At 45.9% G+C, this 25945-nt stretch carries 22 protein-coding genes; 21 read left to right on the plus strand and 1 reads right to left on the minus strand.

The annotated features are described in order from the left end of the window. Nucleotides 1–207 precede the first annotated feature (207 nt). The 3 genes from QFZ80_RS13490 to QFZ80_RS13500 all read left to right on the plus strand — a co-directional run bounded on the left by QFZ80_RS13490 (nucleotide 208) and on the right by QFZ80_RS13500 (nucleotide 2640). Nucleotides 208–705, plus strand: coding sequence for a sialidase family protein (locus QFZ80_RS13490; protein ID WP_307559340.1), 498 nt, complete (start codon nucleotides 208–210; stop codon nucleotides 703–705). Nucleotides 706–774: 69 nt separating this feature from the next. Then, nucleotides 775–1707, plus strand: a complete 933-nt coding sequence (locus tag QFZ80_RS13495) for a dihydrodipicolinate synthase family protein (protein WP_307559342.1) — start codon at nucleotides 775–777, stop codon at nucleotides 1705–1707. A gap of 705 nt (nucleotides 1708–2412) precedes the next feature. Beyond that, nucleotides 2413–2640 carry a hypothetical protein gene (locus QFZ80_RS13500; protein ID WP_307559344.1) on the plus strand — a complete coding sequence of 76 codons (228 nt, stop codon included), beginning with the start codon at nucleotides 2413–2415 and terminating at the stop codon, nucleotides 2638–2640. On the opposite strand, the gene QFZ80_RS13505 is transcribed toward QFZ80_RS13500, so the two are convergent. Beyond that, nucleotides 2625–3494, minus strand: coding sequence for an AraC family transcriptional regulator (locus tag QFZ80_RS13505; RefSeq protein ID WP_307546163.1), 870 nt, complete (start codon nucleotides 3492–3494; stop codon nucleotides 2625–2627). The genes QFZ80_RS13500 and QFZ80_RS13505 overlap by 16 nt on opposite strands. 165 nt (nucleotides 3495–3659) lie before the next feature. On the opposite strand from QFZ80_RS13505, the gene QFZ80_RS13510 reads away from it, so the two are divergent. The 18 genes from QFZ80_RS13510 (at nucleotide 3660) to QFZ80_RS13595 (ending at nucleotide 25927) form a co-directional block, all read left to right on the plus strand. Continuing rightward, a complete protein-coding gene (locus QFZ80_RS13510) occupies nucleotides 3660–4613 on the plus strand; it encodes an N-acetylneuraminate lyase (RefSeq protein WP_307546162.1) in 954 nt (317 codons plus the stop codon). Then, on the plus strand, nucleotides 4610–5077 hold the full coding sequence (locus tag QFZ80_RS13515) for a NanQ anomerase/TabA/YiaL family protein (RefSeq protein WP_307546161.1): 468 nt from the start codon (nucleotides 4610–4612) through the stop codon (nucleotides 5075–5077). Before QFZ80_RS13510 ends, QFZ80_RS13515 begins: the two co-directional genes overlap by 4 nt. Nucleotides 5078–5332: 255 nt before the next feature. Then, nucleotides 5333–6664 (plus strand): ABC transporter substrate-binding protein, encoded by a 1332-nt coding sequence (locus QFZ80_RS13520; RefSeq protein ID WP_307559346.1) that lies wholly within the window; start codon nucleotides 5333–5335, stop codon nucleotides 6662–6664. 105 nt (nucleotides 6665–6769) lie between these two features. Then, nucleotides 6770–7633, plus strand: coding sequence for a carbohydrate ABC transporter permease (locus tag QFZ80_RS13525; RefSeq protein WP_307546159.1), 864 nt, complete (start codon nucleotides 6770–6772; stop codon nucleotides 7631–7633). A gap of 39 nt (nucleotides 7634–7672) precedes the next feature. Next, nucleotides 7673–8491: a carbohydrate ABC transporter permease gene (locus QFZ80_RS13530; RefSeq protein ID WP_307546158.1), complete on the plus strand. Its 819-nt coding sequence runs from the start codon at nucleotides 7673–7675 to the stop codon at nucleotides 8489–8491. Between the two features lie 115 nt (nucleotides 8492–8606). Further along, entirely contained in the window at nucleotides 8607–10184 is a 1578-nt protein-coding gene (locus tag QFZ80_RS13535) for a response regulator (protein ID WP_307559348.1), read from the plus strand. Then, nucleotides 10181–11821, plus strand: a complete 1641-nt coding sequence (locus QFZ80_RS13540) for a sensor histidine kinase (protein ID WP_307559350.1) — start codon at nucleotides 10181–10183, stop codon at nucleotides 11819–11821. Before QFZ80_RS13535 ends, QFZ80_RS13540 begins: the two co-directional genes overlap by 4 nt. Before the next feature lie 696 nt (nucleotides 11822–12517). Next, a complete protein-coding gene (locus tag QFZ80_RS13545; protein ID WP_307559353.1) occupies nucleotides 12518–13423 on the plus strand; it encodes an RNA polymerase sigma-70 factor in 906 nt (301 codons plus the stop codon). Nucleotides 13424–14187: 764 nt separating this feature from the next. Beyond that, nucleotides 14188–14667, plus strand: a complete 480-nt coding sequence (locus QFZ80_RS13550; RefSeq protein WP_307546154.1) for a carboxymuconolactone decarboxylase family protein — start codon at nucleotides 14188–14190, stop codon at nucleotides 14665–14667. 140 nt (nucleotides 14668–14807) lie between these two features. Then, a complete protein-coding gene (locus QFZ80_RS13555) occupies nucleotides 14808–15287 on the plus strand; it encodes a carboxymuconolactone decarboxylase family protein (RefSeq protein WP_307546153.1) in 480 nt (159 codons plus the stop codon). Nucleotides 15288–15314: 27 nt separating this feature from the next. Then, on the plus strand, nucleotides 15315–16076 hold the full coding sequence (locus QFZ80_RS13560) for an SDR family oxidoreductase (RefSeq protein WP_307546152.1): 762 nt from the start codon (nucleotides 15315–15317) through the stop codon (nucleotides 16074–16076). Nucleotides 16077–16566: 490 nt separating this feature from the next. Next, nucleotides 16567–17973: an MATE family efflux transporter gene (locus QFZ80_RS13565; protein ID WP_373460399.1), complete on the plus strand. Its 1407-nt coding sequence runs from the start codon at nucleotides 16567–16569 to the stop codon at nucleotides 17971–17973. A 319-nt stretch (nucleotides 17974–18292) separates the two neighbouring features. After that, nucleotides 18293–19783, plus strand: a complete 1491-nt coding sequence (locus QFZ80_RS13570) for a glycoside hydrolase family 32 protein (protein WP_307559357.1) — start codon at nucleotides 18293–18295, stop codon at nucleotides 19781–19783. After that, nucleotides 19777–20676, plus strand: coding sequence for a hypothetical protein (locus QFZ80_RS13575; protein WP_307559359.1), 900 nt, complete (start codon nucleotides 19777–19779; stop codon nucleotides 20674–20676). Before QFZ80_RS13570 ends, QFZ80_RS13575 begins: the two co-directional genes overlap by 7 nt. Further along, on the plus strand, nucleotides 20673–21446 hold the full coding sequence (locus QFZ80_RS13580) for an SDR family NAD(P)-dependent oxidoreductase (protein WP_307559361.1): 774 nt from the start codon (nucleotides 20673–20675) through the stop codon (nucleotides 21444–21446). Before QFZ80_RS13575 ends, QFZ80_RS13580 begins: the two co-directional genes overlap by 4 nt. Nucleotides 21447–21509: 63 nt before the next feature. Continuing rightward, nucleotides 21510–22712: an enolase C-terminal domain-like protein gene (locus tag QFZ80_RS13585; RefSeq protein ID WP_307559364.1), complete on the plus strand. Its 1203-nt coding sequence runs from the start codon at nucleotides 21510–21512 to the stop codon at nucleotides 22710–22712. A gap of 34 nt (nucleotides 22713–22746) precedes the next feature. Beyond that, nucleotides 22747–23979, plus strand: a complete 1233-nt coding sequence (locus tag QFZ80_RS13590) for an MFS transporter (protein ID WP_307559366.1) — start codon at nucleotides 22747–22749, stop codon at nucleotides 23977–23979. Nucleotides 23980–24427: 448 nt separating this feature from the next. Next, nucleotides 24428–25927 (plus strand): malate:quinone oxidoreductase, encoded by a 1500-nt coding sequence (locus QFZ80_RS13595; protein WP_307546145.1) that lies wholly within the window; start codon nucleotides 24428–24430, stop codon nucleotides 25925–25927. Nucleotides 25928–25945: the final 18 nt, after the last annotated feature.

Here is a 25945-nt window from a genome sequence, read left to right on the forward strand (position 1 = left end):
GACTTATGGATCGGTAACGCCGAAGGAACGAACTGGACGGGACCGATCTAGACTCCGCTTGAGGGGATAGTCCCCGAAAAGCTCTGTGAGCTCCCGTCGGGTTGATGGCTGCTGTCGGCCCACTCCTCCGACGGTCAACGGCTCCGGTATTCCGATAATCAAGGGAAGGATTGGTCGGAACCAGTTCTCGTTGCGTATCAGGAAGGTTTGAAGCTTTGTGAGGTAAGTATCCTTCCGCTTGAGGACGGTACGCTGGTGGCCTTTTTGCGGGAAAACTCCGGTGAAGGCTGGGATTGTTATAAATCGATATCCTACGACCAGGGAGAAAGCTGGATAGGTCTGTTTCGAATGCCGCTGCCAGGATGCCATCGACCAATATCCGGTTTGTTGCAGAGCGGACGCGTGCTTATCACATATCGGTTCATGCAGGGCGGTAAGGGATGGCTCGGCACATGGACGCAAAATTTCTTTGCTGCTTTGACGGATCAGGAATCAGCCAAGGCGCAGGACCGGCGCGATCAGTGGACACGGATCTTGCCGGTCGATTTTGACCGCAGTCCGGTGGCCGATCTCGGCTACTCCGGATGGGTGCAGTTTGAGGATGGGGAAATCTACGTTGTGCAGTACATTGTTGACGACGCGCCGAAGGGGCAAATCCGGGGGTACAGCCTCCGAGAAGACGACTTTTTACTGGCAGCGGAATAATAGGAAAGGCCAATATGCCCATCCATAATGGGCTGTTGGCCTTTTCTCAAAGAGAAGGAGCGTAAACCTATGAAACCAATGGCTGGACATGAAATTGTAGGAAACTGGGGAACTCTGATGCTTCCCGTAAACGAGGATGATCGAATTGACTTTATCCGATTGGAGCAAGTCGTCGATTACTTGGCGGGACTCGGGCTGAATGGGATTTACACAAACGGAACGGCTGGAGAGTTTTACACTCAAAGCGAGGAGGAGTACATCCGTATCAGCGAGCTTGTGGCAGACCGATGTGAGCGTAATGGCTTGCCGTTTCAAATCGGTGCGAGCCATATGAGCCCGCAGCTCTCCCTGGAACGGATTAAGCGTGCGGTGACGTACCGGCCGGGCGCCATTCAGGTGATCCTGTCCGACTGGTTTCCACTTAAAGACGACGAAGTAATCGACTGTTTGAAGCGGATGGCGGAGGCGGCTGACGGCATCGGACTTGTGCTGTACAATCCGCCACACGCCAAGCGGGTATTAGTCCCAGAGGTATACGGCAAGCTGAAGCAGGCGGTACCGAGTCTAGTCGGCATCAAGCTGGCCGGAGGCGACTCGGCGTGGTATGAAGCCATGAAGCTGTATGCACAAGGTATTTCTATCTTCGTTCCGGGCCATTACCTCGCCACCGGCTATTCACAGGGTGCTCATGGAGCCTACTCAAATGTTGGTTGTCTCAACCCGCTCGGGGCACAGCGCTGGTACGACCTAATGACCTCTGACCTTCCTCGCGCACTTGAGATTGAGATGAGGATTCGAGGGTTCATGGCGGATTATATCGCTCCTTTCATCACGGAGCAAGGCTATTGTAATGCAGCCTGTGACAAGCTTATGTCGGTCATCGGCGGAAGGTCAGATGTGGGCAGCAGAATGCGCTGGCCGTACCGGAGTATTCCGGAATTCGAAGCTGAGCGTTTGCGGTCTATCGCTTACGAATTGATTCCGGAGATTATGAAGGCTTAAGCCTTCCTCGTAAGGTTTACCATGAAATCGGATATACACCTGCAGGGCGTTGGCCAAGTGTCGGTTTATTCCCAAGTACGTAACTATGTTTTTCTCGCGTTTAGATTGCTTTGCATCAACATTTATAAACACTCTCAACCAAAGACTGAGCTGGTTCTTCTTATTGGGATGCCTTGGAAACGGATGTATTCATCGCAAAGTGCGGGGAATGCGTGGGAGTGACTTGATAGTGAGAAAACGCATAAATCGGAGGATACCTCTGGAACCTCCATAGAGTGAGAGGCCAAAAATGCTCTTTTCAGATACTCTAAGTAAAGTAGTATGTAAATCCTGAGAAGGCAGAAAAGGCTTTCTCGGAGGTTCGCATGCAGCGAAAGTGGCGCGAGACGTCTGAAAAGGTCCTCTCAGGTGCTGAGAGAAGGAAAGTTAGCGGGTTTTGCGTCCTGAGAAGGCAGAAAAGGCTGTCTCGGAGGCTCGAATGCATTGAAAGTGGCGCGAGACGTCTGAAAAGGTCCTCTCAGGTGCTGGGAGAAGGCAAGTTAGCGGGTTTTGCGTCGTGAGAAGGCAGAAAAGGCTGTCTCGGAGGCTCGAATGCAGCGAAAGTGGCGCGAGACGTCTGAATAGGACCTCTAAGCTGCTGAGATAAGGCAAGTTAGCGGGTTTTGCGTCCCAGAGAAGGCATAAAGGGTAGTCTCGGGGGCCCAAATGGAGCGAAAGTTTCTGAGGCGTCTGAAGAAGCAGGAACACGAAGACGGCAGCGCCACGATTTGGATGAGCGAAATCGATCGTATGTTTGGCACTTTGGTGAGCAAATCCGGCAGTCTCCGTCATGATCATACCAAACGGTCTTTCTCTCAACGATTTCTTATTGTCGGCGGAATCGTCGTAGAGGACAATATGCAGGGTCAAGCACTGCTTCAATGCCGTACTTGACCCTGCTGCTCCCGGTATTGACGCGGGGTCATCCCTTTAATGCGAAGAAACGCGCGAGAAAATGTGGGATATGAGGAAAACCCGGACTCAAATGCGACCTGTGAAATGGGCAGGTCGGAGGAAATCAGCAGGCTGCAGGCATGCCGAATTCGAAGTTCGTGAAGGAAATCAACAAAATTGATGCCGAGTGCTTCTCCAAATTGTGTACTTAGCCAAGTTGGGTGCATATGAAAACGCTCGGATAATGACGTTAACGATAATGGATCTAGGTAATGGTCGTAGACATACTGCACAACCGGCCAAATGCCGTTTGAAGATACAGAACGCTGTTTCTCGGTCTGGTTCTGGTCGTGTTGACCACTGTTTCGGACAAACAGCGACAATGCCTCCAGCAGCAGTGCTCTGAGCATGATCGGCCTCCAAGCGAGCGATGATTCATGCTCCTGATATAGCCGTTCCCACAGCTGCAGTCCTTCCTCATAGGCTTTGCCTTGTAAGTGAATATAGGCCGGTTGAGCGTTGTCTCTGCCTAGTAAAAGCTCATGCAAACCCCAAGCGGATTCGGGACCTGCGGTGAGCAGCTTCATATCGAAATTGCAGATGTACATCTGCAGCGTCTCATCTGTATGGGCCCGGTATTCGTGAATCTGGTAAGGAAGCAGGAGCACGATCGTGCCAGGGAGCAGATCATGCTCGGTCCCATTAATTCGCTCTATGCCTTTTCCTTCCAAGACGAATGAAAATTCGATGAAATCGTGACGATGGGAGGGAACAGAGGTGTATCTCTTTTTTTTCATATGAAAAGGAAAGTCCGAATCGATATTTGGGTATTCGAAAAGGTATTGTGGATACATGGTATGCTGTTTCGCCTCCTAGCTCTATTATACTTGCTTCGTTTTCGTAAAGAAATGAAAGGTTTTATAAAAAAATGAACTATGCACTGTCGCCCAGCGAGCTACAATACAGTCATCACAAACAAACTATAGATGCGCCGCAGCGCATGAGAGAGGGCGAACCCAATGACCAATCCAATCAAAAACCGCGATTCGTTTCGCGGCATCTTTACAGCGCTTCTGACTCCAATGTACGAGAATGGTGCGATTGACTTTGATTCTTTGACACGTCTGGTTGAGCATCAAATCGAACAAGGTATTCATGGATTTTATGTAGGTGGCAGTACAGGCGAAGGGTTTATTTTGACAAGTGAGGAACGCAAGCAAGTGTTGGAAGTAGTTGTACGAGCAGCAGCCGGTCGCGTGACAATTATTTCGCATGTAGGCTGCATCAGTACGATGGAGTCAATTAATCTAGCCAAACATGCCGAGCTTCAAGGTGTCGATGCGGTATCGGCGGTTGTTCCTTTTTATTATAAAGTTTCAATGAAAGAAATACGCGAGCATTATGAAGCTATTATGGCGGCAGTGTCTCTGCCGATGATCGTCTATCATTTTCCAGGTGCAACAGGAGTCAGCTTGTCGATGGACTTCTACGAGCAAATGAGTCGAAATCCACAATGTATCGGTGTTAAATTTACATCGCTTAATTTGTTTGAAATGCAGCAAATCCGCGCTAGGTGCGGTCAAGATTTTCTCATATTTAATGGACATGATGAAGTGTATTCGGCAGGTGCATATGCAGGTGCGAACGGCGCCATCGGCAGCACATTCAACATGATGCCCGGATTATTCGCTCAAATGTACGAGTTAATCGTGTCAGAGGATCGACCTCGTATGGCGTCTATACAGTCGATGCAGGCGGAAGCCAACGAGGCAATCGCGCATATGATTCAATTCGATGTCATCGCTTATGAGAAGTATATGTTGTATCTTCAAGGCATTTTGGCAACGCCAACCGTCCGGCAGCCGCTGAAGCAATTTACTACAGAAGAGCGTGAGCAGATTGAATCGTTCTATGCACAGAGTGAAGTGCTGAAACGTTACAGAAAGCAGGCCATAAGTGAGGGATCGATTTGATTATTGATAGGATCAGCCAATGGGAGCAAAACCAGGGGCAGTACGGTGAAGCCGTGCGGCGCGCTCTCGCCTATATCTCGAAAGTTAATGTCGCTGACATGCCTTCTTTGCTCGAGATGGATGGAAAGCGAATGTTCGTTATGAAGCAGTCGCCAACGACCGGAACCTTTGAGGAAAAGCTGGCTGAGATTCACGCGCAGCATGCGGACATCCATCTCGTGGTAGAAGGAGAGGAATGGCAGGGCGTTGCTTCTGCCACTGGGAACAACAGAATGGTGGAGGATCGGCTGGAAGAGAGCGATTATGCGCTGTTTGAGCATGTCGAGAACGAGACACGCATCTTGCTCCGTCCAGGCGACTTTAGCATATTTTGGCCAGGGGAAGTTCACCGCCCGAACTGCCATCCTAAGGGCAGCGTGCATTTAGTGAAGCTGGTCGTCAAGATCCATCGCGATTTGTTTTAAATGTAAAGCGACAAAAGCATCCCGAAACCTAGCTGGTTTGTAAGATCAGCACTTTGGTTAGGGATGTTTTTGCGTTCCTGCCAAGTCGTGTCTAACGTTTTATGGATGAGCGAAGGTGGTTTGTCTCCAAGGAAGTTAATTTTGTATTGTAAAATGCTAATTTACGCATGTTAAACTGATCTGCGTTTTTCTTTATAATCAAAGTAACAAATCACATCAGCGTGTTTGTTACCAAAAAGATATAGGGGTGAATACATGGAAAAGATCGTAAAAAAAGGACTCTCTATTTTATTAATTACAGGTGTTGCAGCGGGCTGTGCATCGAATCAGGATCCAAAGCCGCAAGCTGGAGGGAACGTTAAGCCGATCACGCTAACCATGTGGGCAGGCACGGGATTTAAAGATATAGAAGGTTACGAAAGCAAGAACTATGGAGACTGGGAAAAGCAGAAGGCGCAGGAATTTCAAAAGCTTCATCCGAACGTTACCGTTAAAGTCGAATCCGTTCCTTTCTCAGATATTGAGCAGAAGGTGAATGTGGCTGTAGCGGGGAACAATCCTCCAGACATTTTATATGACAACATTCCGATCCGGATCAGCAAGCACGCACGAAAAGACGTGTTGATCGAACTTGATGATGTAGTCAAAGATGATAAAGCAGACTGGAAGGAAGCTTTTCTCAACATGGGAACGATCAATGGAAAATTGTATGCACTGCCATTAGGCAGCGTTCCACAGGTCGTCTTTTTGAATAAAACCATTTTTGAGAAAAAAGGAGTTACCGTACCTAAGGATCGTTCTTGGACTTGGAATGAAATGAAGGATGCCTTGAAAAAGGTAGCTGACAAAAATACGTATGGCATCGCCTATTTCGCGAAAAACGAGCAAGCAGACCAACTGATGGTCAGCAATGTGCTTGCCGCAGGAGCCCAGTGGGCGAACAAGGATATCACGGAATATACCGTCAATAGTTCCGAAGGTGTTGAAGCCCTCTCCTTTATGCTGAGCTTGCAGGAGGAAGGACTGGTTGCTCCGGGTACCGCTACAATGGATGTGAACGGGAACTTTGAGCTCTTCAAACAGGGCAAGCTTGCCATCTTGAATCACACTTCCCCAGTTTATGGCGATCTGGAAGCAGGTAAGAAGAACGGAGCGGTTGATCCGTCCGTAGAAGCTTTCGGGATTATCCCCGTCGTGAAAGAAGGGGTTACCCCGCGAATCACGGTTACAGGTGAGAACGGGTACGCAATCTTTAAACAGGACGATCCAGAGAAGAAGAAGATGGCTGTCGAGTTCGTAAAGTTCTTGACCCAACCGGAGAACATTAAAGCGATTAATAAGGCAACTTATGGGATCTCAGCGCGTAAATCAGGCACTTATGAGATTACGAATAAAGACGCCGCAGAGGTATTTGAGCAGTTAAATAAATTGGAAATTGTCGACTTGGGTAAAAACAAAGCCTACTTCTCAACGCTAAGACAAAAGTTTTATCCAGAAATGCAAGCAGCCTTCCTGAAGGCGAAGAGCCCGAAGCAGGCGCTAGACGATTTCGTTAAAAATGCGAACGAACTGGCAGCTAAGAAGTAAGAATACAGGTGTAGAATTATTTCGTCCTAGTCTGTCGTACAGTACTGGGACGAAAATGTTTATACGGTTAACGACATGATGAGGAATAGCTGAGGTGTTTTGCAAATGAAGCTTCGCGAATGGCTGTGGAGTTACTTTTTTATCGGACCTAACTTATTGTTTCTATTCGTATTTTTAGTATTTCCGTTGTTTTATACGTTTTACTTAAGTTTTTTTGAAGCCGATATTTATTCCTCCGTCTTTATTGGATTTGACAATTATAGCAATTTGTTTGGGGAAGAATTGTTTCGTAAAGCATTCGTGAACACATTCTATTTTGTTCTGATCATCGTTCCCTGCGTCATCGTCATTTCACTGGTCATCGCAGCGTTCATGCAGGGATTCCATAAGGTTTCCAAAAGCTTTTTTCGGCTTATATTTTATTTGCCAGTCGTTAGTACGCCGGTCGTGTTATCGTTGGTGTGGGCCTGGATGTACAATCCTAGCTTTGGCATCATCAAGTATTTCTCCGAGGTACTTGGCTTCGGTTCAGTCGATGTGTTTTCAGGACAATTAAGCGCGATTTTGGCGCTTTCCGGTATCGTTGTCACCTGGATGGTAGGTCAGCCAATCATCCTGTATTTGTCGGGGATGGACGGCGTGCCAAAGGATCTATACGAGGCCGCTGAAATTGACGGGGCAGGTGCGCTGAGAACGTTTTTCAGCATTACACTTCCGATGATTTCACATACGACGCTATTAATCGTGATCACTTCGACAATTAGTGTGTTCCAAATTTTCGTTGTTATCCATTTAATTACAGGGGGCGGCCCGTTTCATGGAACGGAATCGCTTGTGTACACCATTTACCGGACGGCGTTCGTATCTTTGGAATTCGGTAAAGCGTCAGCTCAAAGCGTTATCCTGTTTTTTATAATTTTGATTATCTCGCTGCTGCAATTCCGACTCATGAAAACAAAACTGGATTAAATCCATCAGCGCAGACTTGATAGAGGAGATATGAAGCGGATGAAATTACATGTTGTCTCCAGGTACGCTTTTCTTTTGATCATTTCGATCGTTTTTATTTTTCCGTTATATTGGATGTTTACAGGCTCTTTTAAATCCCAAGTATCGATCTGGGCAACTCCTCCCGAATGGTTTCCGAACCAGCTTAAGATTGTCAATTACGAGCATATTTTCTCCACGACTCCTGCACCGCTTTGGGTGTTTAATAGTGTGTTCACAAGCTTGGTAACCGTCGTTTTTGTTGTTATTTTCTCGGCAATGGCGGGATATGCTTATGCCAAGAAAAAGTTTCCTGGCGATAAAGTATTGTTCATTGTAGTGATTGCGACGATGATGATGCCGACTCAAGTCACACTCGTCCCCTTGTACATTATTTGCAGGGAGCTTGGGTTGATCGACAGTTACTTGGGAGTTATTCTACCAGCGATCGCCTTCCCGTTCGGGGTGTTCATTGTACGGCAGTTCGCCAAATCAATTCCTGATGAAATTATAGAATCGGCCAGAATCGATGGGTCTGGGGAAATCCGAATGTTTGCAACCATTGTGCTTCCGCTGCTACTTCCAGCACTTGGGGCACTGTCCATCTTCGCATTTATGCACACCTGGAATGATTATTTGTGGCAGCTTATTATATTGCAGTCCAAGGAAAAGCTAACGCTTCCACTTGGCATTTCGACGATTACGTATTCGGAGAACAACGTGAATTATGGCTATGCAATGGCTGGAGCATCCTTGGCGGCTGTTCCCATGATTATTTTCTTCCTGCTGCTGCAGCGAAGCTTTATTAAAGGAATCACGTTAGGCTCGGTTAAGGGATAAGCGGATCGGCTAAAGTAGGAAAGAAGACCTGTAGCTTGCTATATAGGTCTTCTTCTTGCGGATAGGTGTTCTGGCTCATGGCATCTTAGGTTATAATTGTTGAGGGGGTGATCACATGAATATCATTGTTGTAGAGGACGAGGTCGACATTTTAAGGGGAATTCAAGAGGTCATCGAACACAGTGGGCTGCTTTTTAACCAAGTCTTCGCTGTAACTACCGCAGAGGAAGCACTCCTACTAATCGAAAAATACAGGCCGGAAATCATTTTGACGGATATTTTGCTTCCTGAAATGACAGGTTTGGATATGTTGGAATCGGTAAAAGCGTTCGACTATTTGCCAAAAGTGATCGTAATCAGCAGCTACAGTAATTTTATGTACGCCCAGCGCAGTATTCAATTGGGAGCGGTCGATTATATCCTCAAACCGTCACCTAAAGAGGAACTTACCGAAAAAATCAGTCTTGTATATGAAATGGTTCAGCGTGAGCTCGTTAGTCAGGAACGGCTGAAGAATCAAACCGTCTTCGCACGTCTTGGCACGGAAGCGCTTAAGGAAAAGTTCGTTTTGGGGCTGTGTATGCAAAAGACTTCGCTGCAGGAGCATATTCATCATCGTCTTCAGGTGTGGAACTTGCAATGGTTGGAGACACAGTCCTACGTTTCTATTTCTTTAAGTATAAACAGGGAGGATATAAGAGGCAGGGAAGATAAGGATATAAATCTAGACCTCTTTGCCATTGGCAATATAGCAGAGGAAGTGTTGAAGAACTACCATCCATCCGTAATGATCCGCAGTATTCACCATGATTGGGTCATCCTTACTGCATGGGAACATGAGCAGTCGGTTGCTGAAGAGATCCATGAACGGGTATTGAAATATCAATATATCAGTCCCGCTATTGGAATTAGCAATCGCATGCACTCTTTTCAAGCCATTTCGGAAGCTTATGAGCAAGCGCGCAAGGCGCTCAAGGTTGCCTTATTAAACAGCAGTCGAGGGATCGCCAGTTATGCGGATATCACAGATCGGATCGGTTATGAAGATGGAGGACCTATCAGTGAATGGGTGGCTGAAGGGGTGCTGGAAGGGGACACGGAGCTAATCAACCGGTATATGGAGGAAACCATCCATCACTTCATGCTAGACAGGGATGTGAACAAGACTGGCGATTTGACGCTCAAATGCTTTGAATGGATCCTGGAAATTCATTCCTATCTTGCAGAGAAGATTGAAATGGAAATCAGCCATTTTACGCTGGAACTTTGGGAAAAGGCGGAGCGCTGCCCGACAGTGGATGATTTAAAGCGGCTTCTGCGGGATCATCTTTACGAACTGATGAAGCTCGTAGCTGAGCAGCAGCATCCTAGCTTGCCGAATTTCATCATTGATAAAGCGAAGCAGATCATCGATGAGAAGTACGGAAAAGCCATTACCCTTCAGAGCGTAGCTGATGAGTTGAGTATTCACCCGGTATGGCTGAGCAGGCTGTTCAAGAAAGAAACGGGACAAAATTTTCTGGATTACTTAACCGAAATCCGCATCGAACGAGCGAAGCATTTGCTGCGCAGCACACATTTGAAAATTTATGAAATTGTTGAAATGATCGGTTATCAGGAGATCCAATATTTCGGTAAGCTGTTCAAGAAGAGAACGAATATGACTCCAAAGGAGTTTAGATCAGGCAAATGAAAGCGTTTAGAATCAGGAATCTCACCTTATTTGTCAAAATGTTCATTCTCCTGTTTTTGTCCGTTTCGGTGCCGGTTGCGATTCTTGGAGTGTGGTACTTTGACAAATCCAGCGAACAAATCGAGCATATTACATCAGCCTTGCTCACGGAAAATTTGCAGCAGAATCGAATGCGTATCGAGCAATTCTTCTGGCAGACGGAGCTCCATTCTGAATCGATTATCGCCTCTCAGAAACTGGAGGTGCTTGATAATCAAATTGAGGATCGCTTGTTCTTAAGCAGATCACTCTCGTTAATGAATGAATTAAAGGGAAATTATGAGCTGTCTATTTACCCACCAGATGTAGAGAGGTACAAAACGTATTCTTTACTGATTCAATCAGGAGTGAAATCGCCCGACTCGGAGTGGATACAAAAAGCGATTCGACTAAAGGGCAGGGGCTTTTGGTATTTCCAGAACGATACGTTCGTTTTCGCAAGAATGATTCGGCAGATGTCCGATCTAAGGCCTCTGGCGGTAATCCAATTGAGCTTTCCGGCAGCATTAGTGAACCAGCAGCTTCTGTCGCCAGCGGAATACCCAAACTTTCAGCATTACATCGTTGATGACGATCTCGGAACCGTTTTGTACACAGGCTCGGATCGGGAACTTTCCCAGAAAAAAGATATGTTCATATCCGATATTCCACTATCCAATGCACCATGGAAACTAGTCGCCGCCATCCCTGAGAAGGATTTGATTGGCCCAGTGGAGACGATCAAACGTTTCTCCATACTGCTCGTTCTGGTAAGTATTGGTTTGATTTCGATGCTGCTCGCTCTGATTACAAACGGTTTTATTTCCCCGATTAAATATGTAGTCGGTCAAATGAAAAAGGCGCAGTTGGGACAGCTAGTACCAAGCGAGAGGTATGGAGAACGCAACGATGAAATCGGTCAGCTGGCACGAGGGTACAATTCCTTAATTTTCAGCCTAGAGGAACTGCTCGTTACAACGAAACAGATGGAGTCCGAGAAGTCTCGAACGGAAATGCAAATGTTGATTCATCAGATTAACCCACATTTCCTTTACAATACGCTCGACGCGATTAAATGGAGAGCAGATCACGTGAAGGAAGTAACGATTGCGGAAATGGTCACCTCGTTAAGCAATTTAATTCGATACAGTATTAATAACGGTGAAGAGTTCACGACAGTCGAGCGGGAAGTTGAGCACGTCAAAAGCTATCTGAGTATTGAGTCATTGCGAAACCACGATACGTTTCAAGTCATCATGAATGTTCAGCCTCGTGTCTTGAATGTGCCGATATTGAAATTAATTATCCAACCGCTTGTAGAGAATTCTGTGCGGCATGGGGTCAATAAGCTGCCGACTGGACAGGGGAAAATTCTCGTCCGCGTTTTTATCGAAGGCGATGAGCTGGTTTGCACAGTGGAGGATAACGGACCTGGGTGCTCGGAAGAATGGCAAGCTCGAATGAGCAGTCCAGATCTGCCTTCAGGGCAGACTGGGGGGGTTGGACTATATAATGTCAATCGCAGGCTGAATATTCGCTTTGGCACCAAGTATGGGGTGTCGTTGACCAAGAGGGAACATGGAGGATGCAAAGCGACGATTCGCCATCCGCTGATGTGAACAAGACAAACAAATGCAGCCCAAACTCCAATCGGAGAATGGACTGCATTTTTTATTTGGCTGTCATCGATTTACGGAGGGCAGACTTTCTATTTGTTCACTGGATAGATATCATTTCTCTCAATCAATCTCCTAAGCTGCTCCGCCATATACTCAGGGGAATGCGGCATTTTATGCCGGATCTACAACTCTTCGATACCAACGAAGCCGAGGCCACAAATTGGGCATTCAGTTGGCGGTGAAGAACAGTTAGTTTCCTCGAAATAAACAAATACTGGCTTAAGTTCACTGGTTAGCTTTGTTATTCCCCGATTTTCTTCATTTATACTACAAAAAGTGATCAGGCTGCTCAAATGGTCATCAATGCATTTATCTAGTAAATCGTATTTGTCGCTATCAACGAATGACAAATAATCAACACGCGTTGAATAATTTCATTTGTATATTGGATCACGGGACACGTCTCTTCAAGATTTATTGAGATTTATGTCACACATTGGCATCGCCAATTGTCTTATCAGTGACAAAACCAAAAAAATGAAGGAAACAACAATGAAATTACATAATAATTTACAAACAAAATCCGAAAGTGCTTATTTTACCTAAATTAATTATTTAATGGAATGGATCATTTCGATTTGTTTAATAATAAGTAGATATGTGCGAGATTTTTCGAATGATAGAAAGGTGGATATTATGCAAAGTTATACAATTGATCCATCATTTAATAACATTGAAGATTTGTATAAAACCTACAAGCCTCATTTATTTTCAATTGCTTACCGTATGCTTGGTTCTAAATCAGATGCAGAGGACATGGTTCAAGATTTGTTTATAAGTATACATGGATATCTAAATGACAACATTAATAATATCAAATCGTACTTGAGCAAAATGATGATCAATCGTTGTCTGAACGAATTAAAATCTGCACGAAAAAAAAGAATAAGTTACGTAGGTAATTGGCTTCCAGAACCCACAGTGCGATTCAACGATCGTAGTCCGTTAGATAGCGTTGAGCGTCATGATACGATATCTTATGCTTTTCTTATTCTTATGGAGAAACTTACGCCGTTGGAACGAGCTGTGTTTATCTTAAGAGAAGTCTTTGCCTATGAACATAGTGAAATTGGAGAAATGGTTAACAAGTCAGAAGTCAATTGCCGTAAAATATTCAGTCGTGTCAAGAAAAAAGTAGATTTATCCTCAGAAAAAAATGATGTGCTATCAACGCATCTTCTGCAAGAAAATGAATTGGTGACTCGTTTCATTTCTGCTCTTTCGAATGGTAACATTCAATCAGTGGTGGACATGTTAACAGAGGATGTCATATTGATTGCCGACGGTGGAGGAAAAGTGTCCGCCGCAATCCATCCTATATATAGTAGAGAACGAGTGCTCACCATTTTGAACGCCCTTTCGTCAACTCGATTTCCCGAATCTAAGGCACAGTTGGTCGAGGTCAATGATCAACCAGGAATATTGTTAACCAAAGATGGTATTCCAACCGGGGTCATTTGTTTTGAATGGGATGCCCAAACGATGACCATTCAACGAATTTACATTATAGTGAATCCCGATAAATTACAGCACTTAAACTGAATTCCATAGAACTCGCTGGGACTAAGTAAACCAGCTTAATTGAGACTCGACGTTTTACGGCGTTGGTGTATACTGCCTATACTCCATTAAATCAAAGGGAATGATAATGTAGACGAAGGTAAAAGAAGCTGATAAGAAACGGACTCTTAGTTGTAGCAAGCGATGAGATGGACGATATTTATCAGCGACGTTTCCGCTACCGATCATACTCTTGTACCTGAGGGCGCACAGTTGCTTCAGAGGATTGCTTTGATAGTGATGAACAACGCAAAACATACCTGGATGAGAAAATTATGCAGATGGAAGCCCTCTTTGATAAGCATTATCAAGGCTTGCGCGAAGTTACCGCGGTGAAACGAAGTGTAGCATTATCTATCGTTCAGGAAGTTCATCAAGCATTACAAAGTGTATAAGTCAATCCAATAGTCAATCCATAAAAGCTGACCCAACTCTGACATTTTGTTAGAGGTTTGGTCAGTTTTTTATACATTTGAATTGTTCAGATCGATTTGTTAAATAATGAAAAGATGTTGTGTGATTTTCATTTTTAGTTGTGGTGTGGCATTGGAGAGTTTGGAGAGACTGGCAACGTTGCCATTCAACCATTTTGTACTTCTTGCTTGCTAATTTGGCTTTTGGATGCAGTAATCGCTTTGATATATTTCTCTGGGGTTCCGATTGAATGATTATTTTAGGTTTCTATGTCACACATTGAAGTCGCCAATTGTCTTATTAGTGTCAAAAAAAATAGGAGGTACACAGTTATGACACAACGATTAAACTATATGCAGCAATCACCAGAGCTTTTCAAAAAAATGATGGAATTCAGCAACGCCGAGAAGGAAAGTGCAATTGAAGAGAAGATCCTCGATCTCGTTCACATTAGAGCTTCACAAATGAATGGGTGCGGGTTCTGTCTGGATATGCACGTCAAGCAAGCAAAAATCCACGGTGAGAGCGAGCTTCGCCTCTATCACATTTCGATTTGGCGGGAATCGACGTTGTTTGTTCCACGAGAACGGGCTGCGCTGGCATGGACCGAGATCCTGACCAAACTGCCTGAGCAAGGTGTGCCCGACGAATTGTATGACCGTGTTCGAGGACAGTTCTCTGAAAAAGAAATCTCTGATCTAACTTTCTCAGTTATGGCGATTAATGCATGGAATCGCATCAACGTAGCCTTCAAGACTGTACCGGGTTCGGCTGATGCAGCGTTTGGATTGACGAAAGCTGGTCTGAGCTAATTAGTTACAAAGCAAAGTACAGTTCGCGTGTCTTGCCACGCAAGCTAAGTTCCGGGTAAAAATAAAAAGAAACGTTTTATGTCACACATTGAAGTCGCCAATTGCCTTATTAGTGTCAAAAAAATAGGAGGTACACAGTTATGACACAACGATTAAACTATATGCAGCAATCACCAGAGCTTTTCAAAAAAATGATGGAATTCAGCAACGCCGAGAAGGAAAGTGCAATTGAAGAGAAGATCCTCGATCTCGTTCACATTAGAGCTTCGCAAATGAATGGGTGCGGGTTCTGTCTGGATATGCACGTCAAGCAAGCAAAAATCCACGGTGAGAGCGAGCTTCGCCTCTATCACATTTCGATTTGGCGGGAATCGACGTTGTTTGTTCCACGAGAACGGGCTGCGCTGGCATGGACCGAGATCCTGACCAAACTGCCTGAGCAAGGTGTGCCCGACGAATTGTATGACCGCGTTCGAGGACAGTTGTCTGAAAAAGAAATCTCAGATCTGACTTTCTCAGTAATGGCGATTAATGCATGGAATCGCATTAACGTAGCCTTCAAGACTGTGCCGGGTTCGGCTGACGCAGCGTTTGGATTGACGAAAGCTGGCCTGAGCTAATCAGTTACAAATCTAGGAGGAATTAATATGAAAATTGTAGTTATTGGTGGAAGTGGACTCATTGGATCAAAACTTGTAAAAAACCTTCGTGTGCTTGGCCATGAGGCAGTGGCGGCATCACCTTCCTTAGGCATCAACACGATCACTGGCGAGGGACTCGCTGAAGCGCTTAGCGGCGCTCAGGTTGTCGTCGACGTGACAAACTCGCCTTCGTTTGAGGACGAGGCAGTTATGGAGTTCTTCGTGACTTCAAATAAGAACCTTCTTGCTGCTGAAGCAATCGCTGGAGTAAGTCATCACGTTGCGCTGTCGGTCGTTGGTACCGACCGACTTCTCCAAAGTGGTTATTTCCGCGCGAAAATGGCCCAAGAAGAGCTAATCAAGACTTCCAAGGTTCCTTATACGATCGTCCGCGCGACGCAATTCTTCGAGTTCGTCGGCAGCATCGCCTATGTGGCTACTGAAGGGGAAACCGTTCGTTTACCTTCTGCCCTTACGCAGCCTATGGTTTCGGATGATGTTGCAGCCGCGTTGGTCGATTTCACACTTGGGGCGCCAGTGAATGGAATTGTCGAGGTAGCTGGTCCAGATCAGATTCGTCTTGACGAACTTGTTCGACAATACTTGAGCGCAAATCAAGACCCACGTCAGGTTGTCACAGACGCCAACGCGCTCTACTTCGGATCAGTAGAGGTGAATGATCAATCTCTCGTTCCGAGCGATAGCAACGCACGCATCACTACGACACGTTTCCATGATTGGCTTAGCCGCTCAGCACCTCAGGGGTAATTCAGCAAAGCATGATCGACGCCTAGGTTGTCGTATAGCGAAGCAGTTGCCCACGAGAATCAAGATGTAAATGAAAGGAGATCCGGTCGTTTACGGGTCTTCTTTTCATTGTTTCAGCTTATCTGGAGGGATGCGTTAGCCGGATATACCGGGAGAAAGCCCAATCTTTTGTATTGGAAGCTTGACACAATTTATCAAATCATTAAGCTCTACTGTTGAATGCTTCCGATGGGAATATCATGATAGTGGTGAAATACAAGACAGAAATATAAAACTTAGGCCCTCAGCCCGTGCTGTGGTCCTTTTTTTGCTATTCAACTACGACCGGGCAGGATAGCGGGGTTAACTGTTGAATATTGCTTGGTATGATTTCAATCTAATGGGGAACGAGAACTCAAGAAAGTGGTTTGATCTATAGTGAACCATTGGTTGTACTTGTTCCCGCAGTTGCGGCGACTTCGGACGTTCTCGGATGGGAAGTGAACCTAGTATGATTCCGTTTCGTTATAAGGCTCGATGCCATGCTATTTTGAACAAATATCTTTCAGGGGAATCTATTGATTACCGACAGGTCATATCGCTGCTTCTTCCGATCCTCATCGACCAAGCGTTCCTAGTCGGCATAAGTTTGGTGAATACCGCGATGATCAGTTCGTCAGGGGTGGCGGCGATCAGCGCGGTAAGTATGGTCGATTCGTTCAATCTCTTCCTGGTTAATGTCTTCGTCGCCTTGGCGACCGGAGGCACGGTGGTTGTGGCGCAGTACAAGGGCAGCGGGAATGAAAAGATGGTATCCAAGGCGGCGGCAGCTTCGCTTTCCGCGGTGACTTTGGTTGCGGTAACGCTCAGCCTGGTCGTCCTCCTATTTTATCATCCGATCCTGAAATTTCTCTTTGGAACGGCGGATCCGGAGGTGTTCGACCATGCCGGCACTTACATGGTAGGAAGCGCTGTATCTTACCTCGGAATCGCGTTCAAGGAAGGAGTCAGCGGAGCGCTGAGGGGGATTGGAAGGACTAGAGTGACATTGGCGTTGTCCCTAATCCTGAACCTTTCTTACGTATTGCTGAACGTCTTGTTCGTTCATTTTTTGGAAATGGGAGTACTAGGTTTGAGCGTGGCTTTGAATATTTCCCGTTATTTGGCAGCGGTATGCGCATTGTACTACCTGCTCCGTATGGATGCCAGCCTGCGAATTCGCCTTAAGGATTTGATGGACTGGAATTTTTCCATGTTTAAGAAAATCATGTTCATCGGGCTGCCGTTCGCTGCGGAGCAGTTGTTCTTTAACGGGGGAAAAATGTTAACCCAAATCTACATCGTCAGTCTAGGCACTTATGCGATTGCAACTAACGCCATCAGTTCCGTACTCGCTATGCTTTTACAAATCCCCGCCATCGCATTGTCTACAGCACTAGTCACGGTGGTAGGGCAATGCATAGGGAGGGGGAATATTCAGGATGCCCGCAAATTTACGAGGTCGTTTCTGTGGCTGGCGTCTGGCTCCCTTGTGGTGACGGGGCTTATTTTGATCCCGTTCTTTAAGCCTCTGGTTAGTCTGTTCCGCCCACCGGTCGAAATCATGGATGATCTGTATCTCATTATGCTGGTAAATATTTTAGCCCAAATCCCTCTATGGCCGATCAGTTTTCTGCTACCGGGCGCGTTGCGTGCAGCGGGGGATTCTCGTTTCACCTCCATCGCTTCGATGCTGACCATGTGGCTGTTCCGGGTTGTGCTCGGTTATGTGTTTGGTATCACGCTAAACTACGGGGTATTCGGGGTGTGGGCGGCTATGCAATTGGAGTGGGGCGTTCGCGGTGCAATCTTCCTGTGGCGTTATCGCGGGGAGCGGTGGTACAAGCACCGCCTGGTAGAGCCCGCGAGCGGGAAGTAATAGGGGAATATAAATCATATAAACACAGGACGAGGCTGCCAGCTTGATTGGCAGCCTCTTACGTTAACGGGCAGGTATGCGTAATTCTCAACAAATATGAAAAAGTTCCTGATAATCAATGTTTTTGACACTGGCGTACAAATAGAGGTGGTTTCTTTTCTTCTGGTTCATTAAGTGAATCGTTCGGATTCCCACAAATTTTTGATCAACAAACAACAAAATACCACTATTAATTTTGGGATTATGTAGGTTATAATGAAAGCGACAACCAAGATCCTTCATAATCTTTCGAAAACCCTCTAAAAAAGGAAGGAGATTGATGATGCTTACATCCGAACACTTGGAAACCCGTCACCTGGAAGCGATCCGAAAAGCGCAGGAATCAATCGATTTGCTAGCTGTAGGGGTATCCCACGATCCGCACCGGCTGGCCTATCACTTTATTTCGCCATCCTGCTGGATAAATGACCCCAACGGAATGATTTATTTTCGTAAGGAATACCACTTGTTCTATCAAATTCATCCATTTAGTGCTCAAAATGGTTTGAAGCATTGGGGGCATGCAAAAAGCCGAGATCTTATTCATTGGGAGCATTTGCCTATCGCTCTTGCACCCACCGAAGAATTCGAAAGAAACGGATGTTTCTCAGGCAGTGCGGTTGATAACAATGGAACGATGACAATTATTTATACCGGTAATGTGAATGGCCCGGATAAAGTACAAGTGCAATGCGTCGCCTCCAGTGAAGACGGTATTTATTTTCGGAAATATGTTGGCAATCCAGTTATCGATAAGTTTCCCGAGGAGGGTTCAAAGGATTTCCGAGATCCAAAGGTATGGATGCATGAGGATGTCTGGTATATGGCTGTCGGTTCAGGAAAGGATGGGCGTGCGAATGCACTCTTATACAAGTCAGACGATCTGACGGCTTGGACTTATGTCAGCGTAATGGCCAACGGCCTTGATGGACAAGGGAGAATTTGGAACTGCCCGGATTTCTTCCGATTGGACGGAGTGGATGTACTTCTTGCTTCCCCAGCAGTGTCGCCAACAGAGCGGGATATCCGCACCAATATTTACATGATTGGCCAAATGGATTATGAGACGGGAAGATTTACCCTAGTTTCAGATGGGGATATAGATCTCGGTCCTGACTTTTATGCACCTCAGACATTGATTGACGGCCTCGGTAGAGTTATCCTGTTCGGTTGGATGGATATGTGGTGGAATCCGATGCCGACACAAGCCTACGGATGGACGGGGGCTATGACCATTCCGCGTGTCGTTACACTTGACGGGAATGGAAAGCTTGCATTCACGCCAGCGCCAGAGCTTCAGCAGCTTCGGAGCAACGAGCAACAATTTGGTGCCTTCCGCTTGTCGCCTGAGCAAACGGATCTGCTCGATGAGGTCAAGGGAGATTGTCTTGAAATAGAAGCCATTATACATATAAATGAAAGCGATGCCAATCGCTTCGGATTTCGGTTGCGGCGTTCTGCAGATAGCTCACAAGAGACTGTTATTACCTGCTGTCTGATGAACGGCGAACTGATCGTGGATCGAACGAGATCGGGTATTGTAGACGGGGGCATAAGAGTTATTCAGGCGATGCCGGCGGCGAATGGAAAACTGAAGCTGCAAATATTCCTGGATCGTTCCTCTTTGGAGTTATTCGCGAATGACGGTCAAACGACGGCTTCCTTCCGTATTTACCCAGATCCGCAAAGCTTAGGAATCAGCGTTTTTGCCGAGGAAGGATGCATCCAGTTTGAATCCTTGGCGATCTGGAAGTTAAACGCGATATGGTAGAAGTTGCACCGATCGTGCTGCGCTCCCATAGTCTGGAGGTCACAGTTCGAAAGCCAGGTACCAATTACAACGGTTCGAGATTTGATTGGACCGGTTGGGTCTCTAGCATTACGTTGCACAATCGCCACACTTTTTGTGAGGATGAATCGTTGACGCCAGGTGAGGGAACGGGTGGTTCTGGACTCTGCAATGAATTTGGCATTTTTCAGCCGATTGGTTACGAGGAAACGCTTCCAGGAGGGCGGTTCCCGAAGCTGGGTGTCGGTCTCTTGACCCGTCCGGATGAAGCGAGCTATAAATTCTCCCGTCCGTACATGGTTGAACCTTTCTTCATAGAAACAAAGGCAGACGATTCGAAAGTGACGTTCACCGTTCACGCGCACCCATGTAATGGATACGCGGCAAAGCTCGTTAAAACCTTATCTGTGAAAGATAACTTGCTTTCCATTGCGTACGAGTTAGTCAATTTGGGTGAAAAAACAATTGTAACGCATGAATACTGCCATAATTTCGTAGCATTAAACGGAAATCCTCTCGGACCAGACTATCGGCTGAAGTTGCCAATGACACCTACGTTCCCCAGCGAGCCTAGTTCTCTATTTGATTTCAAAGATGGGCATATGACCTGGGCTTATACGCCGGAACAACCGTTTTACTCACGCTTAAGCGGACCTTTTCCTCCAGGCTTGCAATGGGAATTGACGCATAAGTCCGGTGTAGGGATGCGTGAATCCGTTGATTTTTCCCCTGCATTCATCGCGCTTTGGGGGGACGCTCATGTGATCTCGCCGGAGGTATTTATGGAGATTGCCGCGCATTCGGGTCAAACGATTCGTTGGGTAAGGCAGTTTGATTTTTTCGAGCGCCATATGGATGGAGGGACGGGCGGATGAGCGGGAAAACAGCACTCGTTACAGGGGGAAGTCGTGGAATCGGTCGCGGGATTGCGCTGGCCATGGCAACCAGGGGTTATGATATCGCGATCTGTCATTGGAAGGATGCAGATAACGCTCATCTCACGGCAAGGGAGATTGAAAACCAACTAAACCGCCAATGCGTTGTATTTGAAGGGAACTTAGAGGAGGAGGAGGAGCCTCTTAAATTAGCGAAGGAAGCCATTCGAACGCTGGGTCATCTCGACGTTCTCGTTAATAATGCCGGTGTTACGATTTTTCAGAATGCGGCCAATATGGAGCTAGAAAAAATCAATCGATTACTCCACCTCGATTTACGCGCTCCATTACTTCTTATGCAGTCGGTGTCTAGTCATATGATCGAACATGGGGTCCGTGGAAGCATACTCAATATCACCTCAACTCGGGGAGAGAGGGCTTATCCGGGAGATGCTGTATACGGCGGTGTCAAGGCGGCGCTGACTCGAGTAACAGCTTCGATTGCACTGGATTTGGCGCCATATGGGATCCGCGTGAACTGCATTGCTCCAGGGGCAATTCAAACAAATGACAATCGAAGTGACTATTATCGCAAGTTCGGTCAGCGAATTCCTCTGGAACGTCCTGGTACACCGGAAGATATAGGAAAGGCCGCTGTATGGCTTACCTCAGATGAGGCGTCCTATATAACGGGAACGACCATTCGCGTCGATGGCGGACTCATTCTGCCAGGGATGCCAGAAACGGAGGAAGGTATCGGTTGGAGCTAGAGGAGTTCTAAACCACAGCAATCAGCTTATATAAATTCTTCAGAAATGGGAGATGCGCCTAACATGTCACAATTACAAATCCGAGATGTGCGGACGATTTTAACTGCACCAGATGGTGTTAACCTTGTTGTCGTTAAAATAGAAACGAATGAGCCCGGCTTGTACGGTTTGGGCTGTGCAACCTTTACACAGCGTCATTTGGCCGTGGCAACCGCTGTAGATCAATACTTGAAACCATTCCTCATCGGAAAGGATCCTCTCCGAATCGAGGACATTTGGCAAACCTCAATGGTCAGTGCCTACTGGCGCAACGGACCAGTGCTGAATAATGCTGTTTCAGGTGTGGACATGGCACTGTGGGATATTAAGGGCAAGCTCGCGAACATGCCCGTGTATGAGATGCTTGGCGGAAAGCTCCGAGAAGCGGCGGTCGTTTACCGGCATACTGACGGTCGGGATGAACAAGAAGTAGAAGAAAATGTACGCAAGTATATCGAGCAGGGCTACCGCATCCTACGCTGTCAAATGGGTGGGTATGGCGGGAAAGGCCATAAGTTTCATTCACCGGAGAACGCGCAGCAAGGGTCCTATTTCGACCCAGATGCATACACACGAAGTGTGCCGCGGTTGTTTGAGCATTTGCGCAGCAAGCTCGGTAATGAAATTGAGCTGCTGCACGACATTCATGAGCGTCTTGTGCCTATTGAAGCGGTACGGTTGGCCAAACAGCTTGAGCCATATCGATTGTTTTTCTTAGAGGATGCTCTTCCACCCGAGCAGTTGGATTGGTTCCGGCAAATCCGCAGTCAGTGCGCTACGCCGCTCGCTATGGGCGAACTGTTCGTCAATTCTGCGGAATGGATGCCGCTTGTGACAGAAAGATTGATCGATTTCATTCGCTGCCACATCAGTGCCATCGGCGGGATGACGCCTGCCAAGAAGCTGGCGACGCTATGTGAGGCGTTTGGTATACGAACAGCTTGGCATGGACCGAATGATATCTCTCCGGTGGGTCAGGCTGCTAATATTCATCTTGACTTGAGCAGCCCGAATTTTGGCGTTCAGGAGTGGAGTGAATTTTCCGACAAAATGCGCGAAGTGTTTCCGGGCTGTCCAGTGGTTCGAAACGGCTATGTATATCTGAATGAGAAGCCTGGTTTGGGTGTCGATCTGGACGAGAGCAAAGCATCGCTTTATCCCTGCCATAATCGTCTGCCAGAGTGGACGCTTTCTCGCATTCCCGACGGTTCTCCAGTGCGACCATAAAACTCAAGTCCTTCGAGTAGGAGTTTAAACCGACATGGCGATTCCCATTTTGTTCAATCGCATACCACCAGATAAACGTCTGGACAGAGAGGCAGCGATCACCTTAGCTCTTCAGTCACTATTCACCTTCGGTTCATCACTGTCCAGCATTTTTCTGAACCTGTATCTGTGGCGGTTGACGGAAAGTTTATGGATTAACGGGATTTACAACATTGTTTCCAATGCTTTCATTGCCGTATGCTTCGTAATCGGCGGTAAACTGGCAAAGAAGTTGGACCGTATGGTCGTGTACCGAATCGGAATCACACTCATTGCTTTGTTTTACCTTTGTATCCTGCTGGCGAAGGTGCATGTAGCCGAATATTATATACTTTTCGCCGTATTCTCCGGGATTGGCAGCGGGTTTTATTGGATAGGTTATTGGACACTGCTATATGATGTTTCGAACGATGGGAACCGCATGCGGTTCTTGGGGCTCAGCTCAGCGTTCTCGACTGCTGCTGCGATGTCCGGGCCGCTATTATCGGGGGTGATCTTCAACGCGGTAGGAGGCTTGCGCGGCTATACAATCGTATTTGGTATCGCTTTTGTTGTATTTTTATTGACGGCTGTCTTGAGCCTGCTGGTGCCGAAAGCTCCAAGCCACCGCAAAGCTTACTATCTCGGGCATATGGGGCTGCTGCTGCGTAAAAACAAAACATGGCGTAAAGCGATGTACGGCAATTTAATCACAGGAATTATGCAGGGAGTCTTTTTGTTTCTGCCGCAAATCCTTCTGATAGCAGTCTTTCAAAAAGAGTCTTTCGTCAGTTATTTTGGAGCTTTCCTCTCGATGCTGACAATTTTAATCAATATATTATTCTCCAAACTGGCAAGGGAACGTCACGAGCGAAAATATTTACTTTGGTCCGTCATTGGCTATATGATTGCGGCTTCTCTTCTGTTGTTCAAACTGTCGCCAGTTATTGTAATCAGCTTTATGATCCTGCAGACGCTGTTCGGACCTCTGAAGTCCAATGCATTTGATTCCTATTTTTATCGGTTAATTGGCACCTTACCTCTGAAGGGCAAGCTGCGAATCGAGTCGATGGTCGTCCGTGAAATAAGCTGGGATGCAGGTAGGATAGCGACAGTTTTTCTACTGATTTCTCTTTCTAGCAATTTGAATGCCCCATGGTTGCCTTGGGTCGTCATTGGATCATGTGCGTCGCAATTCTTATTATTCTTTCTGATGGATGAATTGGAACAATCTACGAAGAGAAGATGAAATCTCCGACCATTGTTCGGAAATCTCATAAAGACGCTATTGGCCTAACCGCTAATGGCGTTTTTGCATCCGGGGAATTGGGTTCCGAAAATTTTTTCCAAATCGTTTTGCGATTATAAATATCCGTTATTTGATAGATTTATAAAAGAGGTAAAAGGAGATGAGTTCAATTTGAGTAACCGAATATTTACCCAAATTTGCAGAATTTGCGTAAAGATGAGTGCTGAAATGACAGACTATGCCATTCTCACTTTTTACAGCTTTTAAATAGCTTATAATTATCATATAATAGTAGATATTTTAATCTATAAATAATTGTAAAACACGATGATATTGTTATAATTAAACAGAAAAGGTGTGTGACTTGGTCGCGCCTTATCTTGGTGTGACGCTCTAGCAGGAGCGCCTACATCCTTTCTGCAAATTTCAGGGTATAAGGATGGTAAAAATGAGCAACAGAGAAACTAAAACAGACGTCATTTTAATTGGTTCCGGAATCATGAGTGCGACTTTAGGGACACTTCTCAAAGAATTAGTACCGGAATGGAAAATTACAGTGTTTGAGAAGCTCGAAAATGCAGGAGAGGAAAGCTCTAACGAATGGAATAATGCAGGAACAGGGCATGCGGCACTGTGCGAGCTTAACTACACTGACGAAAAATCTGATGGATCTATAGATATTAGCAAAGCTATCAAAATTAATGAACAGTTTCAGCTTTCAATGCAATTTTGGTCTTATCTTGTAAACAGCAAGCTGATACGTGATCCGCAGAATTTTATCATGCCATTGCCTCATATGAGTTTGGTACAAGGGGAACAAAATGTAACGTTTTTAAAGAAACGTTTTGAAGCGATGTCTAATAATCCTTTATTTCAAGGGATGGAATTTTCCGATGACCCTGAAAAACTGATGGAATGGATTCCGCTTATTATACAAGATCGTCCATCGAATGAACCTATAGCGGCAACCAAAATTGACTCTGGAACTGATGTCAACTTTGGTGCTTTAACGCGCAATTTGTTTGACCACTTAAAGAGTAAAAACGTCGATATTAAATACAAACATAGCGTTGATAATATTAAACGTACTAGCGATGGCTCGTGGGAATTGAAAGTACGAAACGACAGCGGTAACGTCGAACGCCATACTGCAAAATTCGTCTTTATCGGTGGCGGGGGAGGAAGCCTGCATTTACTGCAAAAATCCGGTATTCCTGAAGGAAAACATATTGGAGGATTCCCGGTAAGCGGAATATTTATGGTGTGTAAAAATCCGGATGTTGTAGCGCAGCATCATGCCAAAGTATACGGAAAAGCTAAGGTTGGAGCTCCTCCAATGTCTGTTCCGCATCTTGACACAAGATTTATCGACAATAAAAAATCGTTGCTATTTGGACCGTTTGCCGGCTTCTCACCAAAGTTTTTAAAAACCGGTTCCATGTTTGATTTGGTAACTTCCGTAAAACCGGATAATCTCGTAACTATGTTATCGGCAGGTGCAAAAAATATGTCATTGACAAAATACCTGATCGAGCAAGTCATGTTATCGAAAGAAAAGCGCATGGAAGAGTTGCGAGAGTTTATCCCAAGCGCCAAAAGTGAGGATTGGGATTTAGTAGTAGCGGGCCAACGTGTGCAAGTTATCAAAGATACTGAAGCTGGCGGCAAAGGTACACTTCAATTCGGTACAGAAGTTATTAGTGCCACTGATGGCTCGATTGCAGCATTACTAGGTGCTTCTCCAGGTGCTTCTACTGCTGTTCACGTTATGCTTGAGGTAATTAAAAAATGCTTCCCGCAACATATGAAAGAGTGGGAACCGAAAATTAAAGAAATGATTCCTTCATATGGCGTGTCACTTATGGAAAATCCAGAGCTTCTGCACGAAATTCATACTTCAACAACAAAGACGCTTGGTCTAAACGAAAAAGAGCTAGTCTATAGTTAATTCTTTGGAGAAACAAAG

The organism is Paenibacillus sp. V4I7, from assembly GCF_030817275.1.
Taxonomy (GTDB): Bacteria; Bacillota; Bacilli; order Paenibacillales; family NBRC-103111; genus Paenibacillus_E.